The organism is Aeromonas sp. R5-1, from assembly GCF_040908265.1.
Taxonomy (GTDB): Bacteria; Pseudomonadota; Gammaproteobacteria; order Enterobacterales; family Aeromonadaceae; genus Aeromonas; species Aeromonas caviae.
In genome coordinates this window covers 16,864-33,506 of record NZ_JBFODJ010000013.1, presented here as the reverse complement: position 1 = coordinate 33,506, position 16,643 = coordinate 16,864, and the positions used below count along the sequence as shown (strand labels likewise).

13 protein-coding genes are annotated in these 16,643 nt (G+C 63.2%); 12 read left to right on the top strand and 1 reads right to left on the bottom strand.

Translation table 11 applies throughout. The features are described 5' to 3' along the window. The first annotated feature begins 11 nt into the window (after positions 1–11). From AB5Y64_RS01810 to AB5Y64_RS01770, 9 genes are all read left to right on the top strand, one after another. The gene (locus tag AB5Y64_RS01810; RefSeq protein ID WP_368203208.1) at positions 12–332 is read left to right on the top strand and encodes a phage tail assembly protein T; all 321 of its coding nucleotides are present in this window, start codon (positions 12–14) and stop codon (positions 330–332) included. Next, the gene (locus tag AB5Y64_RS01805; protein ID WP_368203148.1) at positions 310–2,439 is read left to right on the top strand and encodes a hypothetical protein; all 2,130 of its coding nucleotides are present in this window, start codon (positions 310–312) and stop codon (positions 2,437–2,439) included. The genes AB5Y64_RS01810 and AB5Y64_RS01805 overlap by 23 nt, the downstream gene beginning before the upstream one ends. Beyond that, positions 2,436–3,038, top strand: coding sequence for a hypothetical protein (locus AB5Y64_RS01800; RefSeq protein ID WP_368203147.1), 603 nt, complete (start codon positions 2,436–2,438; stop codon positions 3,036–3,038). The genes AB5Y64_RS01805 and AB5Y64_RS01800 overlap by 4 nt, the downstream gene beginning before the upstream one ends. Further along, positions 3,035–3,619, top strand: coding sequence for a hypothetical protein (locus tag AB5Y64_RS01795; protein ID WP_171865159.1), 585 nt, complete (start codon positions 3,035–3,037; stop codon positions 3,617–3,619). Before AB5Y64_RS01800 ends, AB5Y64_RS01795 begins: the two co-directional genes overlap by 4 nt. Positions 3,620–3,624: 5 nt before the next feature. Further along, positions 3,625–4,026, top strand: coding sequence for a hypothetical protein (locus tag AB5Y64_RS01790; RefSeq protein WP_102948362.1), 402 nt, complete (start codon positions 3,625–3,627; stop codon positions 4,024–4,026). A gap of 83 nt (positions 4,027–4,109) precedes the next feature. Beyond that, a complete protein-coding gene (locus tag AB5Y64_RS01785; protein ID WP_368203145.1) occupies positions 4,110–9,683 on the top strand; it encodes a hypothetical protein in 5,574 nt (1,857 codons plus the stop codon). A gap of 66 nt (positions 9,684–9,749) precedes the next feature. Then, entirely contained in the window at positions 9,750–11,441 is a 1,692-nt protein-coding gene (locus AB5Y64_RS01780) for a hypothetical protein (RefSeq protein ID WP_368203144.1), read from the top strand. Further along, positions 11,438–11,674, top strand: coding sequence for a hypothetical protein (locus tag AB5Y64_RS01775; RefSeq protein WP_368203143.1), 237 nt, complete (start codon positions 11,438–11,440; stop codon positions 11,672–11,674). Before AB5Y64_RS01780 ends, AB5Y64_RS01775 begins: the two co-directional genes overlap by 4 nt. Continuing rightward, positions 11,661–11,966, top strand: a complete 306-nt coding sequence (locus AB5Y64_RS01770; RefSeq protein ID WP_368203142.1) for a hypothetical protein — start codon at positions 11,661–11,663, stop codon at positions 11,964–11,966. The genes AB5Y64_RS01775 and AB5Y64_RS01770 overlap by 14 nt, the downstream gene beginning before the upstream one ends. A 586-nt stretch (positions 11,967–12,552) precedes the next feature. Here AB5Y64_RS01770 and AB5Y64_RS01765 read toward each other — a convergent pair. After that, positions 12,553–13,398 carry a lytic transglycosylase domain-containing protein gene (locus tag AB5Y64_RS01765; protein WP_042075010.1) on the bottom strand — a complete coding sequence of 282 codons (846 nt, stop codon included), beginning with the start codon at positions 13,396–13,398 and terminating at the stop codon, positions 12,553–12,555. Positions 13,399–13,741: 343 nt separating this feature from the next. Here AB5Y64_RS01765 and AB5Y64_RS01760 point away from each other — a divergent pair, with 343 nt between their 5' ends. From AB5Y64_RS01760 to AB5Y64_RS01750, 3 genes are all read left to right on the top strand, one after another. Beyond that, the gene (locus AB5Y64_RS01760; protein WP_257709780.1) at positions 13,742–14,482 is read left to right on the top strand and encodes a glycosyltransferase; all 741 of its coding nucleotides are present in this window, start codon (positions 13,742–13,744) and stop codon (positions 14,480–14,482) included. 88 nt (positions 14,483–14,570) lie between these two features. Next, positions 14,571–14,936 carry a lipid-A-disaccharide synthase N-terminal domain-containing protein gene (locus AB5Y64_RS01755; RefSeq protein ID WP_252593194.1) on the top strand — a complete coding sequence of 122 codons (366 nt, stop codon included), beginning with the start codon at positions 14,571–14,573 and terminating at the stop codon, positions 14,934–14,936. Beyond that, entirely contained in the window at positions 14,926–16,614 is a 1,689-nt protein-coding gene (locus tag AB5Y64_RS01750) for an ArnT family glycosyltransferase (protein WP_368203140.1), read from the top strand. Before AB5Y64_RS01755 ends, AB5Y64_RS01750 begins: the two co-directional genes overlap by 11 nt. Positions 16,615–16,643: the final 29 nt, after the last annotated feature.

Below are 16,643 nucleotides of genomic sequence, written 5' to 3'. Positions count from 1 at the left end.
AAAAGGCGTTCATCCTGAGCCTGGCCCGCCAGTTTGGCCGAGCAGACTGGCGGCGCTGGCTGAGTGAGTTTTCCGCCGCTGAATACCTCGACTGGGTGAAGGATTTTTCGGAGCACCCGACCGATTACCGGATCCGCCAATACGAAACCGGCCAGATCTGCGCCCTCCTGCTGAATGTCCACCTCAAGGCCGAGCACTGGGTCAGTCCCTCAGAATTTTTCTATAACCGCCCCGAACCCGTGGTGGTTGAACAAAGTGACGAGGAGATCGCCAACTTGGCCGCCTTTATCCCGGGAGTAGAGAGAACCTATGTCATCGACCCAGATTGCTGACCTTCGGGTGCTCCTCAGCGCGGATCTCTCGTCCTTGCCTGCCGATGTCCGCTCCGCAGCGAACGTGCTGAAAAGCTATGCTGCCGACGCCAAGAGTGCCGAAGACTCGACATTCAATTTTGGCCGCTCGTTCGGGGAAACCGCCGATCTGCTCTCGCAGAAGTCCCAGGCCATCATCGGTGGTTTCAGCCTGATGCAGGGAGCCGTGCTCGGCGTGGTGGGCGCGGCGGTCGGCATGGCCTCGGCGGTCAGTTCGTTGGCCCAGCAGGGACGCGAACTGGAGCAGATGTCCAACAAGGCGGGGGTGACCGTCGAACGGATGCAGGAGCTGGCCTACGCCACCGAGCAATACAATGTCAGCGGCGATCAGTTGGCTGACATGCTCAAGGACGTGCAGGACAAGTTGGGCGACTTCTCGGCCACCGGCGGTGGCGAGTTTGCCGACTGGATGACCAACATCGCCCCCAAGGTGGGGCTGACCATCGAAAAACTGCAGCAGATGAGCGGCCCCGATGCCCTTATCGCGATGCAGGATGCGATGGACAAGACCAACGTTTCCGCCGCCGAGCAGGTGTTTTACCTAGAGTCCATCGCTAACGATGTCTCCACCCTGCAACCCCTGCTGCGCAATAACGGCGCCGAACTTCAACGCCTGACCGGGCACTATCGGAATCTCAACGCTGCGCTCTCCGAGACCGATATCAGTCAGCTAAAGGAGATGGATCAGCAGCTCCACGATGTGGGCCTGAAACTGCAAGGGTCGTTTGCCAAAGCGGTACTGGGGGCCTCGGAGCAGATCGACTGGCTGACCGACAAGGTGAGTTACGCGGTGGGCTACTGGGGGACGCTGTTCGACAGCTGGGCCGACAACCCCCGCACCATCGACGGCATGAGCCGTCGCCTCGGGAACCTGCGTGAAGAACTCAAGGATCTGGATGACCAGATCAAAGAGACGTCGGAGCAAAAGGCATTCGGCGGCGTCGGCCTGCTTGACGCCATTTTGGGCGACACGGCGGGCCGCGCTGCCCTGCCGGAGCTCCAGCAACGCCGCGCCGAGATTGAGGCCGAGATAGACCGGATTCAGGAAGCGTATGGCAAGAAGCGCTTCGGGATTGGTGAGCAACCGGAGTACCAGCCCCCCGAGCCGGTCAGCTCCCGCGTCATCAGCACTGACAACCGCAAGGATCTGGAGCAGGGGGAAAAGCGCCTCAGTGCCCTGGACATGCAATTCGCCAGCGAGCTGGACAAGCTGCGCCTCTCCCATGAGGAGCGCCTGGCAGAAATCGACAGCCTGCAGGTCAGCGAGGCCGAACTGCGGCGCCGCGGCTATGAGAGCCTGAGTGAGCTGCGAGAGGAGTACCGCCAGAAGGAGGCGGATCACTTCGCCGAGCAGCAAGCTGACTACATGGCCAAGCGCGAAGAGGCGATGGCCAAGGAGCTGGAGGCGGATCAGCGCAAGCAGGATCAGCTTGCCGAGCAGGAGCGCCAGCGCGTTGAAAGGCAGAAAGCCGCCCAGCAACAAGCTGCCCGCGACATGCTCAATTTCACCAGCCAGACCCTCAGTCTCACCACTGACATGCTCCAGCAGTCGGGCAAAGAGCAGACCTTCATCATGAAGGCACTGCTGGCTGCTCAGAAGCTGCTGGCAATACCGTCGATCCTGGTGGCCGGTGAGCAAGCAGAGGCCGGGGCGGCGGCGTTTGCCGCGATGACCGGCGGCCTGCTCGCCGCTGAGTCTGCCCGCGCAATGCTCAAGGCGCAGACCATGATATCGGTCGGCATCGTCGCCGGGACGGCCATTGCAGGCATGGCCCATGACGGCATCGACACTATTCCCCGGGAGGGAACCTGGCTGCTCAATACCGGCGAGCGGGTTTACACCAACAAATCAGCCCAGCGTATCGATCAGATGTATGACCAGTTGATGAGTGGGGGAGGTGTGGCGGCCAGCGGCGGCGCGGTGTTTGAACAGCACCTGCATTTCAGTGCCGACATGACCGACGACGACCGCAATCAGGTGATCACGGCGGCGTCCCGGCAGGGTTACCAAATGTTTCTCGATGACCTGGCCAGCTATGGCCAGGGTCGCCGAATGCTGGGGGTATGACGATGGAAATCTATGACTGGCCTGCTGAGTTTCGGGTGCGGGAAAACACCCTCGACCTGGAAACCATGGGGCGGGTATTTGAATCGCCGTTTGACGGCTCCGAGCAAACGGTCGCCACCCCGGGCAGCAAGTGGCTGATGGAGCTGACCATGGGCAAGATGGAGCCCGCAGTTGCCCGTCGCCTGGAAGCCTTCATCGCCAAGCTGGATGGCAAAACCAACCGGGTCAGGTTGTGGGACTTCGCTCACCCCAAACAGCCGGTACATGGTGCTCCTATCGTCAGTGAGGCGCTGAACATGCGCACAGCGATGACGAGCAGAGGGTGGAAGCCCTCTACCTTAGTGCTGCGGGACGGCGACTGGCTACAGGTGGGCGATGAACTCAAGCGGGTCACGGCAGATGTTTGGTCAGATCAGTCTGGCGCGGCCCGGATCGCGTTTTCCCCCATGCTGCGCAAGAGTCACCCCAGCGGCACCCCCCTGGTGGTCGAGCGTCCCATGGGGGTGTTTCGCCTCGATGGCGGCGGCAAATCTCGTCGCCCGTCTGGCCTTCGCCGTGATCTCGGCACCCTCAAGTTCAAGGAGAGTTTCTATCCATGATCACCGGCCTTGATCCTGATGTGATCGCCGCCCTCAATCAGCCAAACGTGACAGCGCTCTATGCCCTCAAGCTGGACTTGGTGAGCGGTATGAGCCGCCTTCACTCGGGCTTGGGGGAGCTGGTGCTGGGTGGTGAGGTGTATTACGGGGTAGGTGCCCTGGGGGCGGTCAGCCCCCAGAAAGAGCAGATCTCCACCTCGCCAACCAAGCTGAGCGTCACCCTGACGGGGTTGGACAACGCCCTGTTGGCCGAGGTGATGAGGGAGCGCATCGTTGACCGAATGGCGTGGCTTTATCTGGTCGTGCTTGGCCCTGATGGCACCCCCCTCAATGCCTGTTTGCAGTTTAGCGGCAAGATAGCGCAAACCCCCATCAAGGCAGGGCGAACCAACACCATCCAGCTCACCATCTCGAACAAGTTTGAGGACTGGCAGAAGGGCCTCAACTTGCGCAACACCGACGAAAGCCACCGCCGCATTCACCCGAATGATCGCTTCTTCCGCTATCAGAACCAGATGGCTGACCGATCCATCTACTGGGGTTCCAAGAAAGATGCCCCGAGTTTCAACTATGAGGACTGACCGCCATGCGCCACCCAGATTGGCAAATCCGCATCATCACCACCATTCAGGCCGCCACCGAGCGGCCTTTTTGTTGGGGTGAAAATGATTGCTGTCTGTTTGTCGCTGACGTGTGTCTTGCCGCTTGCGACAAGGATCCCGCAGCCCAGTACCGGGGGCGCTACACCACCGAGATCGGCGCCAAGCGGGTGCTTGCCAAGACCCACGGCAGCATTGAGGCCGCCCTCGATGCGCTGTTTGTCCGTGTACCAATTGCCATGGCCCAGCGCGGCGATGCCCTGGTGTTTGATGGCCCAAACGGGTTGACCGCCGGGGTCATGTGGGCTGGCCAAGTCTGGGCCATGACCGAGCAAGGCGCCCGCCCCATCCCGGATCAAGTCCCCCTCATTGCCTGGAGAGTTGAATAATGCCCGCCGCTGCCGTCCCTCTTATCGCTGGTGCCGCTGCTGGCGCGGGCGCTTATGCTGCCGTGACGGCTGTCACGGTGGGCATGGCCCTTTCCATCGGCACAGCGGTGGCCACTGCCACCATGATGTTGACGACGAAAAAGCCGTCGCTCTCTGACTATCGCAGCGCGAGCGAGCGTAGCCAGGTGCTGCGTGCTGCCGCCAGCGACAAGACCTGTGTCTATGGCCGCGTGGTGTCCTCCGGTCTGCTGTCGTTCGCCGCCGAGCAGGCCGGCGAGCAGGATGAAGGGGAGTGGCTGCACCTGGCCCTGGTGATCGCCGGTCACAAGCTCTCCCGCGTTGGCGACATCTGGCTGGGTGACGATCTGATCGGCACCTTCTCCGATCTGGTCTCCTACGAACTCCATGCCGACCGCAAAACCTGCGACCCCTTCATGTTGGCCAAGTGTGCCGATTGGAAGGAAGACATGATTGGTCAGGGGATTACCTGGCTGCGCCTGTCACTCAAGTTCGACCCCCAGAAGTTCCCGGCGGGGCTCCCCAACATCAAGGTGGAGAAGTTCGGAAAGGAGGTGTGGGATCCCAGGGACAGCAAATGGAAGTGGAGTGATAACGTCGCCCTGGTCATCCTCGACTATTACCGCTCCTGGCTGAACGTGCCGGACGATGAGATCCGCATGAACGAGTTCATCGTGGCTGCCAACATCTGCGACGAGCTGGTGACGCGCCCGGATGGGACGCGGGAGCCCCGCTACACCGCCAACCTGGAATTCGATCTGGGGGAGCCCCGCGCCAAGGTGCTGGAGGCGCTGCACATGGCGTGTGCCGGCCAGCCGACTTACATAGGCGGCAAGCACGGCATCATCGCGGGGGCTTATTACGGGCCTGCCAGCGACGAGATCCGGGCGCACCAGATTATCGGGGATAGCGAGCTGCTGCCGGAGCCAGCCAGCAGTGAGAAAATCAACCAGGTGACCGGGACATTTGTTGACCCGATCACCTTCAAGAAGACCGACTTCCCGGCGGTGATTGTCAACGAATGGGTGGAAGAGGACGGCGGCCTTGCCCTGCTGGAAGACCTCGACCTGCGCTGTGTGACCAGCGAATACCAGGCCCAGCGTCTGGCGAATATCATGCTGCGTCAGCGCCGCTCCGCCCGCACAGTGACATGCCCGATCAACCTCTCTGGCTGGCGCTATCGCCCCGGCAGCTCGATCCGACTCTACATCCCGGCTCTGGGCATCAATGGCCCCGAGTTTCGTGTGGTAGATTGGTCGTTCTCGCTGACCAGTGGGGTCGAGCTCACATTGCGAGAAGAGAGCCCGCTGTTTTGGTCGGACGCCATTGGCAAGCCCATGGAGCGCCCGGAAATCACCGAGCTACCCTCGGGCGGCGTCGCCATGCCCGATCAGCTGCGCTATGAAGTGGAGCAAGTCGGTGAGGTGATCCAGGGGGTGCTGTCCTGGCGCAACGTGGGCACCATCGCCTACAACCAGGTGATCATCCAGCGCCTCGACCCTGGCCAGCCACCGCACGTCGTGCTGACGGCCCAGGTGCCCGGGCAGTCGTGCCGGGTGAATGGCCTGGCCGCCGGCAACTATGTGGGCCAGGTGCGGGCGATTGCCATGACCGGCGCCCCATCGCCGGTGGCGTCGGTGTCCTTCACCATCGCCGTGCCGGCCATCCCCGTGGGGGTGGAGGTCGAGGCGGGCAACTGGTCGCTGGCGTTCCGTCCGGTGTTCACCGGCGGCCAGTCCTACGGCACCCTGTGCGAATGGTGGTGGAGCAAGGTGCAACTGCCCCTGGCCGAGGTGCAGGCCAAGGCCACCCAGGCGGGCCTGGGCGCGTACATGACGTTCCAGGGCTTGCAGCCTGACACCACCTATTACGTGTGGCTGCGTGCCGTCAACGCCTACGGCAAATCCGGCCTGTTCGCCGCCAGCGGGAAAACCACCTACGACGCATCCTCCATTCTGGATGTGCTGGACGGGGAGATCGGCGGCGAGCACCTGCGCGAGGAACTGCGCAAGCCCATCGAGCAGATCAAGGACATCGTTGACCAGGCGATCCCTGACATCGTGGGGCAGCTGGAGCAAGTCGAACGGGAGTTTACCGACCTGAGCGAGACGGTCGCGCCGATTGCCGAGCGAGTGCCGGTGATCGATCGGGAGCTGACCGGCCTGGGTGATGCCCTGTCGGCCCTCGATGAGCGGTCAAAGCAGACCGAAAACCTGCTGCGCGATGAGCAGAATCACCTGGGCCAGATGGGCATCGATACCGTCCTGCAGCAAGACAAGCTGCACGGCAAGATTGATCGGGTGCAGAGCGAGATGGGCGATCTGCGCGATGCCATTTTCACGGTCAACCCCGAAAACGGCCAGATCGAAATGGATGCGGTGCGGGCGCTGCGCGACGAGACCAAGGCCAGCTTTACCGAAGTCAACCAGACGCTCGATGCCGTCACCGGCACCCTGGCCGCCAAGGCCGATCATGCCGTGGTGGATGCCCAGGGGGAGCGCCTGACCGAGGCCGAGCAGGTACTGGACGGCATCAATGCCAAGCTGACCCAGACCGTCACCAAATCGGAGTTCACCAGCGAACAGCAGCGCCTGACCGAGGTCAGCAGCTCCCTGGATGCCGCCCTGGGGCAGATCCAGCAGAAGGCCGCCCAGTCCACCGTGACCGAGCAGGGCGAACGGCTCGCGGCGGCAGAGCAACGGATCACCGTCAACAGCGATGCCCAGTCGGCCCTGGCCGAGCGCGTATCCGGCCTCAAGGCCGAGCTGGAGGTAGATGACCAGACCCTGCTCGCCAACATCACCGAAGTGGCGCGGGTCAGCGTCGAGGCTGACCAGGTGCTGGCCCAACGGGTCAGCGGGGTGGAGATCAGGACGGACACCGCCGAGGGCAAGATCCGGGCGCTGGAGCAGATTGTCGAGAGTGACGGCGGGATCACCGCTGGCCGCTTTGACGAGATCACCGCCACCCTGGATCTGACGGCCAAGGCTGCTGACCAAGCCGCCGAGGCCGCCATCGCCAACGCCCTCGCGGGCGATAAGGGGGAGCAGCGTCACCGCCAGGCCGAGGCATCCATTCGCCGTGACCAGCAGGTGCAGCTTGATCTTCATCAGGCTCTGGCGAGCGAGGTCACCGATCTCACCGCCAAGTTTGAGGGGGAGCAGGCTGACACCGCCGCACGGCTGACTGTGGTGCGGGAGGTGATCGCCGGGGTGGAGCAGTCCACCGCCCGGGAGATCAGCCAGCTCAAGACCGACTACCAGGCGGCAGACAGCAAGACCGCCGCCGCCCTGGAGGAAAGCAACCGCACCCTGAGCGCCGCCGACCAGGCCATGGCCGAGCGGGTCACGCAACTGCAGGCCACCCTGGAGGGGGATGATCAGACGCTCAACGCCGCTATCCTGGAAACCCAGCGCACCCTGGCGCAGGGGGATCAGGCGCTCGCCGAGCAAATCGGCCAGCTCAAGACAGCCAGCGGCGATCAAGCCGCCCAGCTCACCAGCCTGGGCAAGGTGGTCACCGATGGTCAGCAGGCCACCGGCGAGGCCCTGCAACAGCTCACCACCAAGACCGACAAGACCCAATCCGATGTGGGCACCTTGTCTGAGGCCGTGGCAGAGCAGGGCAAGGCGCTGGCCGCTCGCCAGGATGACCTGTCAGCAGAAGTCGATCTGACCGCCCTGGCCAGCATCGGCAACACCTTGGCAGATGATCAGGACGAGGACCGGGCTCGCAAGGCCCGCGCCACGATCACTCGTCGTCAGGATACCCAGGCAGACGAACACCAGGCGCTGGCCCGCGAGGTGACCCAGTTCCGGGCCGAGTTTGAGGGGGAGCAGGCGGCAACGTCCGCCGCGCTCACCGGGGTGAGGGAGGTGATCGCCGGGGTGGAGCAGTCCACCGCCCGGGAGATCAGCCAGCTCAAGGCCGATTACCAAGCGGCAGACAGCAAGACCGCCGCCGCCTTGGAGGAAAGCAACCGCACCCTGAGCGCCGCCGATCAGGCCATGGCCGAACGGGTAACCCAACTGCAGGCCACCCTGGAAGGGGATGATCAGACGCTCAACGCCGCTATCCTGGAAACCCAGCGCACCCAGGCGCAGGGGGATCAGGCGCTGGCCGAGCAGCTGACCCAACTCGCCGCCAAGGTGGAGACGGGTGACAAGGCGCTCGATGCGGCCATCAAGCAGACCCAGCAAGCCCAGGTGACTGGCGACAGCGCCCTGGCCGAGCAGCTGACCCAGCTGCAAGGTCAGGTGGTAGCGGGCGACAAGGTGCTCGATGCCGCCATCAAGCAAGCCCAGCAGGCCCAGGTGTCCGGTGACAGCGCCCTGGCCGAGCAACTGACCCAGTTGCAGGCCAAGGTGGTGGCCGATGACAAGGTGCTCGATGCGGCCATCAAGCAGAACCAGCAGGCCCAGGTGACGGGTGACAGCGCCCTGGCCACCCGCATGGATCAACTGCAAGCCACCCTGGAAGGCGACGACCAGACGCTCAACGCGGCTATCCTGGAAACCCAGCGCACCCAGGCGGCGGGTGACAAGGTGCTGGCTGACCAGATGACCCAGTTGCAGGCCAAGGTGACGAATGGCGACACTGCCCTCAATGCCGCCATCCAGCAGACCCAGCAGGCCCAGGTGGCGGGCGACAAAGCCAACGCCGAGGCCATCACCAAGGTGCAGGCCAACCTCAACAACACCAACGCCGCAGTCCAAAGCGGCGCCACCGCGACGGCCAACCTGCGCGGGGAGGTAGAGGCGGGCTGGTACACCAAGGCCAAGATCAACGGCGAGGGCGGCGGCTTTGGGTTGTCCGTCAAACTGAACGTGGACGGCACCACGCTGACCTCCTTTGTCGTCGATACCGATGTGTTTGCCGTGATGTCGCGGGCAGCGGGCGCCGCCAGCAAACGCCACCCGTTCATCATTAAAAATGGCACTGTGTTCATGAACCACGCCATGATGGACACGGCAGAGATCGGCAACGTGATCGCCAAGTACATCAAGGTCACCGACCTGTTGGCTGCCACCATCGTGAACAGCGACTTCAAGGGCGGGAATGCCGGCTTTGGTCGGGGTGGTCCCTATAGTGGCTGGGGCGAGTGGTGGCACACCATCATCTACGCCGATGGCACCATCCGCACCAACAAGCTCTATGCGGCTGCCGGCTCGTTTACCGGCGAGGTGAATGCCAACAGCGGCACGTTCAACAACGTGGTGATGCGGGAGAACTGCCAGATCCTGGGAAAACTGAGCGTTAACCAGATTGAAGGCGATGTGACGCGGGTCTATGCCCTGGAGTCCTACGTCGCCAGCGATCGGATCTCGTTTACCATCCCGGCGTTTTCCCGCACCCGAAACTTGGTGATCTCGGGCATAGAAATTTATGCTCGAGGTAGTACCCAGGGAGGGGGCGGAGACCATGCTGACAAGGAGATCACAAACTCAGCATCTTGCTCAATCACTGTTAATGGCTCTACCACCTCGGATTCGGTGTCTGCAACCGGGTCAGGTAATTTCACAAGTACCGTTTGTGGCCGAACGGTGGCGATCCCACCCAACCAGATCACCTCCGTTACCATCGCGTTCACGGGCGGTTATCGAGTGCGCGGCTCGGTCGCCATGGTGTTCACTCAGTAATAGGCGGCAAATCGCTACCACAACAACCCGGCCCTGTGCCGGGTTTTCTTTTCAAGGAACTTTGCAATGGCAGGACTTTGGCAGCGCACCGGCAACGTGACGGTGACGAATGGCAGCAAGACCATCACCGGCTTTGGCACCAAGTGGAAAACCGGCACCCTCCCGATCCAGAAGGGGCACACCTTCTATGGCCCGGACAACGCGGCCTATGAGGTCGATACCGTGGTCAGCGACACCGAGATCCTATTGGTGGATACCTATCGCGGCGGCACCATGGCCAATCAGCCGTACCGGATCGACATCACCCGCACCTCGACCATCAGCCAGTTTGCCGCCGATCTGGCCTCCCTGGTGGCCAAGTATCGCACCTGGTTTGACGGCATGATGACCTGGCTGACCGGTTCGGGGGATGTCGCCATACTCAACCCGGACACCGGCGCCAACGTCACCATCCCCAGTTGGAAGAAGGTGGCCAGCGAGGGGGAGGGGCAGGCCACCCGTGCCAAAGCGGAGGCGGACAAGGCCGCCGCTTCTGCCGCTGCTGCCGCCGCGGCGGTGCTGGCGGCGCGGCTGCCGACCCCGGATGTGTCGATCCCATTCACGACGGACGGGCGCATGACGCACGGCAAAGGGGCTCCCGTGCTGGTCGGCACGACTCCCGTTGCCCAGCTTGTCACCTATGAGCGCCTGGGTTCGCAGACCATGATCGACAAGTCGGGCCGACTGGTGACAGTACCCGCCGGTGAGATGGCCATCGAGCAGCAGGGGCTGGCCATTTTCGATCAGTCGGTGAATCTGGCGGCCCCCAGCATTAACTGGCCAGCCTCCGCCCTCGCCGCCGCTGCGTGGACCCATGGTGCGGTGGATGCAGCGGGGTGGATCACCGTGAGCGGTGCTGGTGACCCTTCCAAGTCGGAAGGTTCATATAGGGATTTTTCAGTACCGACGACTGGCACTCCGCACACGTTTAGCCTCGATATTCTGAAAACGGTAGGGCTGAACGTCACATTAAGAACGTTCGGGCACGAGTCAAGTGGCGTCGATGTGACAATCACAGAGGCTGCGGTAAGTGGACCCAGCGCTGCTGAGGTTGTCGATATGGGCGCATTCTGGCGGGTTGAACTGACGCGGACATTTACGAACACCACCAGGATGTTTCGAATCTACCCCTTCGGTTCGAATGTTGGCTCAACGGGTTCTATGACCTATCGCCGTGTTCAGCTAGAAGCGAAACCTTTCGCCACGCCCTATATCGAGAATGCCACATCAGCACAGACAACTCGCCCTGCGACAACGAGATGTGACATTCCGTGGCCGGGGAACATGCACCCGCTGACGGATTGGCAGGAACTGACTATCGCAGTTGAGTTCGATACGGTTGGGCTCCCCGTTTCCCCCTCATCACATAGCATTTTTTATAGCGGCGGCGGCGGGGTTGGTAACTTCATGCAACGGATTGATGCGCCGGGAACGTGGAGAGCTTTCCGTGGCCCTGGTGTCGCCCATTCATTTCCTGTATTGCCGCGCCGCAGATACCGCGTGTGCTACCGCATTAACCGCAATGTGTGTGATCTATTCGTAGACGGTGCGAAGGTCGGCTCTACGATAACAGCATCCCCAAACGCCCCAGGAATGCCCGTTCTGCTGCGACTCGGTTACGCCATAACCCCAGACAGCTGCCTCAACGGCCACCTGCGCAACATCAATATCTGGAACTCATCACTCACAGACATTCAGTGTCAGGCGGCCTCATCATGACCCGCCACTACTGCACGGGGCTTGGCCCCGTTTCACCCGGCACCAATAGCTGCTGCCAGCAGCACGACCACGACTATGGCGCCAGAGGCGCGGTATCCCGTGCCGAGGCTGACAGGCGCTTGCGCCACTGCATGATTGCCCAGGGCAAGCCGGTGATGGCCTGGCTGTTCTGGGTCGCCTGCCGCGCTGGCGGCTGGTATTTCTGGAAGGACAAGACCCATGGAACTGATTGACCTTTACCTCAAGGCCGGCAGCAAGTCGGCCATGACCACCGCGCTCAAGGCCGCCGGCTTTAGCCAGGATCCCGACAGTGGGGCCCTATATCACCCTGACGCCGCGCTCGATGTGATCGGCACCATCTACCAGCCCACCGGCGAAACCACCCTGGTCGATGGCCAGGAGGTGCCCGTCACCGCCCCGGTGTCTGGCTACCATGTCAACGTGCGCACCACCTCTGACGAGCTGGCAGCAGCCCTGGGTGCCCTGCGTACCTACCCGGTGACGCCCGTGCGGGTGTGGGCCTGATGTGATCTGCCCCGGCCCCGTGCCGGGGCTCTGAGGCTCGAATCGCGATCTGGAACTATGGGCGCCACAACAATCGCCATGATTACCCCCAGAAGTGATGCTCCAGTTTGGGGCCATCTTGGGGCCAAAAAATGCAGGAATGATGTGTTTGGGGCTAAAATGGGGCCACAAAAAGAGCTGGGGAAAGCCAAGATTAGCTGCTGATAACTAATTGTAAGCTTCTGAATTTGCCAGCTTTATGTGGCTCTTTGTAGCTCATGCTGGCTCGCCCGCGGCTTCAATGGTTCATCGTGTAAATAAATTGAGCCATTGGCTAATTCTCTTCCTTTTCAGCAGTTTAATGTCGTGACATTAACAGACTGATGTCGTGGTGGGGCCGGGTCGACGGGCCGTCAACCCGGTTCCAAAAAACCCGTCGATTGTAAACCAATGGGGAGGGGGCGGCAAAGCCGGGGAGCGGGGAGCCAGGGGGCTGGCGAGCGGCCGAGAGGCGGCAGCGGACAGGAGCGTGCGGGGCCCTGTCTTAAGATTTCCTTAAGCCTGGCCCGATAGGATTCGTGCGGATGAGACGGCCGGCGGGTGGCGCTCAGCGTGGCAGCCGGCGCTCCTTGGCCGGATCCTGTCCCGAGTAGTAGAGCACCCGCTGCACGTACTCCTGGGTCTCCCGATAGGGGGGCACGCCGCCGTGGCGCAGGACGGCCTGCTCCCCGGCGTTGTAGGCGGCGCTGATCCTCACCCAGTCGGGGCCAAACTGCTTCTCCAGCCACTTCAGGTAGATCATGGCGCCACGGATGTTCTGCCGGGCGTCGAACGGCCGGGTCACGCCGAAACGGGCCTGGGTTTCGGGGATGAGCTGCATGACGCCCTGCGCCTGCTTGGGGGAGACGGCGGCGCTGTTCAGATTGGACTCGGCGATGGCGATGGCCAGCGCCAGCTGGGGGTTGACTCTGTGGCGCTTGGCCGCCTGGCGGATCATGCTGGCCAGCTGCTGCTTGCTCGTGGATTGCCGGGCCAGGTAGCTGTCCTGATCGAAGGGGGTGCTGGGCCGCACCCAGGGGGCGCCGCCTCCGCTGCCACCGACGCCACAGGTACCCAGGGGGGCGTTGCCGACCCGCTCGTTGTAGTAGCGGGCGGCCTGCTGATTGCCGAGGCGCATGGCCATGGCGAGGTAGGCGTTCGCGTGGCGCGCGTTGCGTATCCCCTGGGGGCCGCGAGCCAGCAGGCGACCGATGCGGTAATAGGCTTCCGGGTTGCCCAGGCTGGCGGCGGTGCAGTAGTGGGCGATGGCCTGCCTCGGGTTGCCGCGCTCCATGGCGGCGCCCTGGCGCAGGGCGCTCATCGCCTTGGGGGCCTGGCGAAATGCATCGGCATGGGCCGATGCCGTGGTCAACAGCAGGAGCAGCCCCCAGCCCCAGGCGCAGAGTCTCTGCATGATGGTTACCTCGTTGGCTTGTCCGGAAGATATAGGTTCTCCACGGGGTGGCTGCCAGCCAGACGATGGAACATGTGGTTATGTGTCAGGTCATCAGAGACGAAAACGGTATGGAACTTTTAGGCGGGAGAAGATCCTGCTGGTGGTGACGACCTGAGGTGCGGGCAGGGCCGCGCTGTTGTGCTGCCCCTCTTAGTTGATGCGATTGTTAGTTGTCGGGTGATAGACGGCGATCATCATGATGTAATACCTTGTATTTGTGCGGGTTCTGGCGCTCAGTCCACCTTCTTCATGATGTGCGCAACAGGATCCCTTGGATTATTTTCTTTGTCGGGAAGCTCATATGGGTGATTCAGTCGATGTGTCAGTCGTAGTACCAGCCAAGGATGAACGGGACAATCTGGCTCCCCTCATCGGGGAGATAGATGCGGCCCTGGGCGGCAAGTACGACTACGAGTTGATCTACGTGGACGACGGCAGCGAGGACGACAGCTTTGCCGTCCTGTGCGAGCTGAAGGCGCGCTTCGCCAGCCTGAGGGTCGTGCGCCACGTGCGGGCCGTCGGCCAGAGCATGGCGGTGCTGAGCGGCGTGCGTCACGGTCGTGGCGACTGGCTGGTGGTGCTGGACGGCGACGGCCAGAACGATCCGGCCGACATTCCCGCCATGTTGGAAGAGGCCAAGCGCCGTTTCGCGTCGGACAAGAGCCAGGTCGGGCTCATCGGCCATCGCGTCAATCGGCGCGATGACTGGGTGAAGCGCCTCTCGTCCAAGCTGGCCAACGGCTTCCGCGATCTGCTGCTGCGGGACGGTATCCCGGATACCGGCTGCGGCCTCAAGGTGGTGCGCCGCGACTGGTATCTGCGCCTGCCCGGTTTCAACCATATGCACCGCTACATCCCGGCCCTGATCCAGGCCCAGGGTGGCCGCATGTCCCCCTGGCCGGTCAATCACAGACCCCGGCAGGCGGGCATCTCCAAGTACGGCGTCTGGAACCGGCTCTGGGTCGGGCTGGTGGACGTGGTCGGTGTCTGGTGGTTGCAGCGCCGATCCAAGGTGGTCGAGATCCGGGAGATGCTGGAGTGATGGACACCCTGCTTTCGTTGTCATCGGTCTGGCCGGACCGGGATGAGGTCGTCCCCCATGTCGGCTGGTTGAACCGGGGAGGGCGGCGATGATCGATGCCCTGCTTTCCATGGAGCTGACCTGGTTTGACTGGACGGGTCTGCACGTCACCGGCTGGAAGATCATCGGCTACACAGGGGCGCTGATGTTCGGCGGCCGCTGGCTGGTGCAGTTCGTCGCCTCCAAGCGCGCCGGCAAGCCGGTGATCCCGCGCATGTTCTGGTACATGAGCGTGCTCGGCAGCCTGATGACGCTCAGCTACTTCGTCTTCTCGCCCAAGCAGGACTCGGTCGGCGTGTTGCAGAACCTCTTCCCCACCTTCACCGCGCTCTACAGCCTCTATCTGGATATCCAGCACAGAGGCTGGAAGCGGGACAAGGTCGTCAACGACTATGAGGCTCGTCATGGTAAATGATCGTTACCTGCTCAATCAGAGCTCATTCGGCTGGTTGCTGCTGATCGCCCTGGTGGTGCTCGGCGCCGGCCTCGGCCTGCGGGATCCCTGGCCCGCCGATGAACCCCGTTTCGCCCTGATCGCCAAGGAGATGGTGGAGAGCGGCCAGTGGCTGTTCCCCATGCGCGGCGGCGAGATCTACCCGGACAAGCCCCCCATGTTTATGTGGGGCATCGCCATCGGCTATCTGCTGACCGGCTCCATCAAGGTGGCGTTCCTGCTGCCTTCCCTGCTGGCGGGTCTGCTGACCATCACGCTGGTGTGGGACATGGGCCGCCGCCTGTGGAGCCCCTCGGTCGGCTTCCTGGCCGGGCTGTTGCTGCTGTTTACCGTCCAGTTCACCCTGCAGGCCAAGACGGCGCAGATCGATGCGCTGGTCACCTTCTTCATCACCCTCGGCGTCTACGGCTTCGTCCGCTTCCTGCTCTGCGGTGGCGGTTGGCGCTGGTACTGGCTCGGCTGGTTCGCCGCCGGGCTCGGCATCATCACCAAGGGGGTGGGGCTGCTGGCCCTGCTGATCCTGATCCCGGCGATCTGGACCCACCGCGAGAAGATCCGGGCCGCCTCCAGGAGCGATTGGCTCAAGGGGCTGGCGGGACCGCTGTTCATGTTGCTGGCCATCGGCCTGTGGCTGGTGCCCATGTTGCTCGCGGTGGCCCAGAGCGGGGATCCCGTGCTGCAGGCCTATCGGGACAACATACTGCTGCGCCAGACGGTGACCCGCTATGCCAACGCCTGGCATCACGTCAAACCGTTCTGGTATTACCTCACCTCGGTGATCCCGCCGTTCTGGCTGCCGCTCTCCCTGCTGCTGCCCTGGCTGGTGGTGGCGTGGCGCAAGGCCATCCAGGGGCAGGACAAGCGCATCATACTGCTGCTCGGTTACCTGGTGCTGGTGATCGTCTTCTTCTCGGTGTCGCCGGGCAAGCGCGGCGTCTACGTCACGCCGGGCACGCCGGCGCTGGCCCTGCTGACGGCTCCCTTTGTCGCCGAGCTGTTGGCGCGGGTCTGGCCCGCGCGCCTGCTGGGCGGGCTCGGCTGGCTGCTGGGGATCATCTGTGTGGGCGGGGCGGGGGCGCTGGCATTCAGCGCCAAGCTGGCGAGCAAGCTGGGGGATCTGGGCCCGGCGCCCTGGCTGCCCCTGCTGGCGATGGGGGCGGCGCTGCTGCTCATCAACGCCCTGCTGCGCCGGGCGCCGCTCAGTGCCATCCTCTGCTCGCTGGCGGTGGGGTGGCTCATCTACTCCAGCTGGATCTGCGTGAAACTCAACGACATGCGCACCCCGGAGGGGGTGATGGCGCTGGCGGCGGAGCGGGTGCCTGCGGGGAACGAACTGCTGCTGGCCGGCTTCAAGGAGCAGCACCTGCTGTTCAGTCAACAGCCTCTGCGCCACTACTCCTACCAGATGCCGGACGGGGAGCAGTCCCGCGAGGCGGCGGCCTGGATAGCGGCCGCCCCCGGACGCTGGGTGCTGGGCGCCGCCGATCTGATGGCGGTCTGCTTCGACGCCGATCGCATGGAGAGCCTCGGCAACCGCCACCGCACCGACTGGATGCTGGCGGGGGTGGATGCCCTCAAGCCGGAGTGCCGCGGTCTCAGCCCACAGATAGCGCCCTTCAGCTATGCCCCCGGGCCCTGAGCCCGGACGGCAGGAGAGTAAGCCGGATA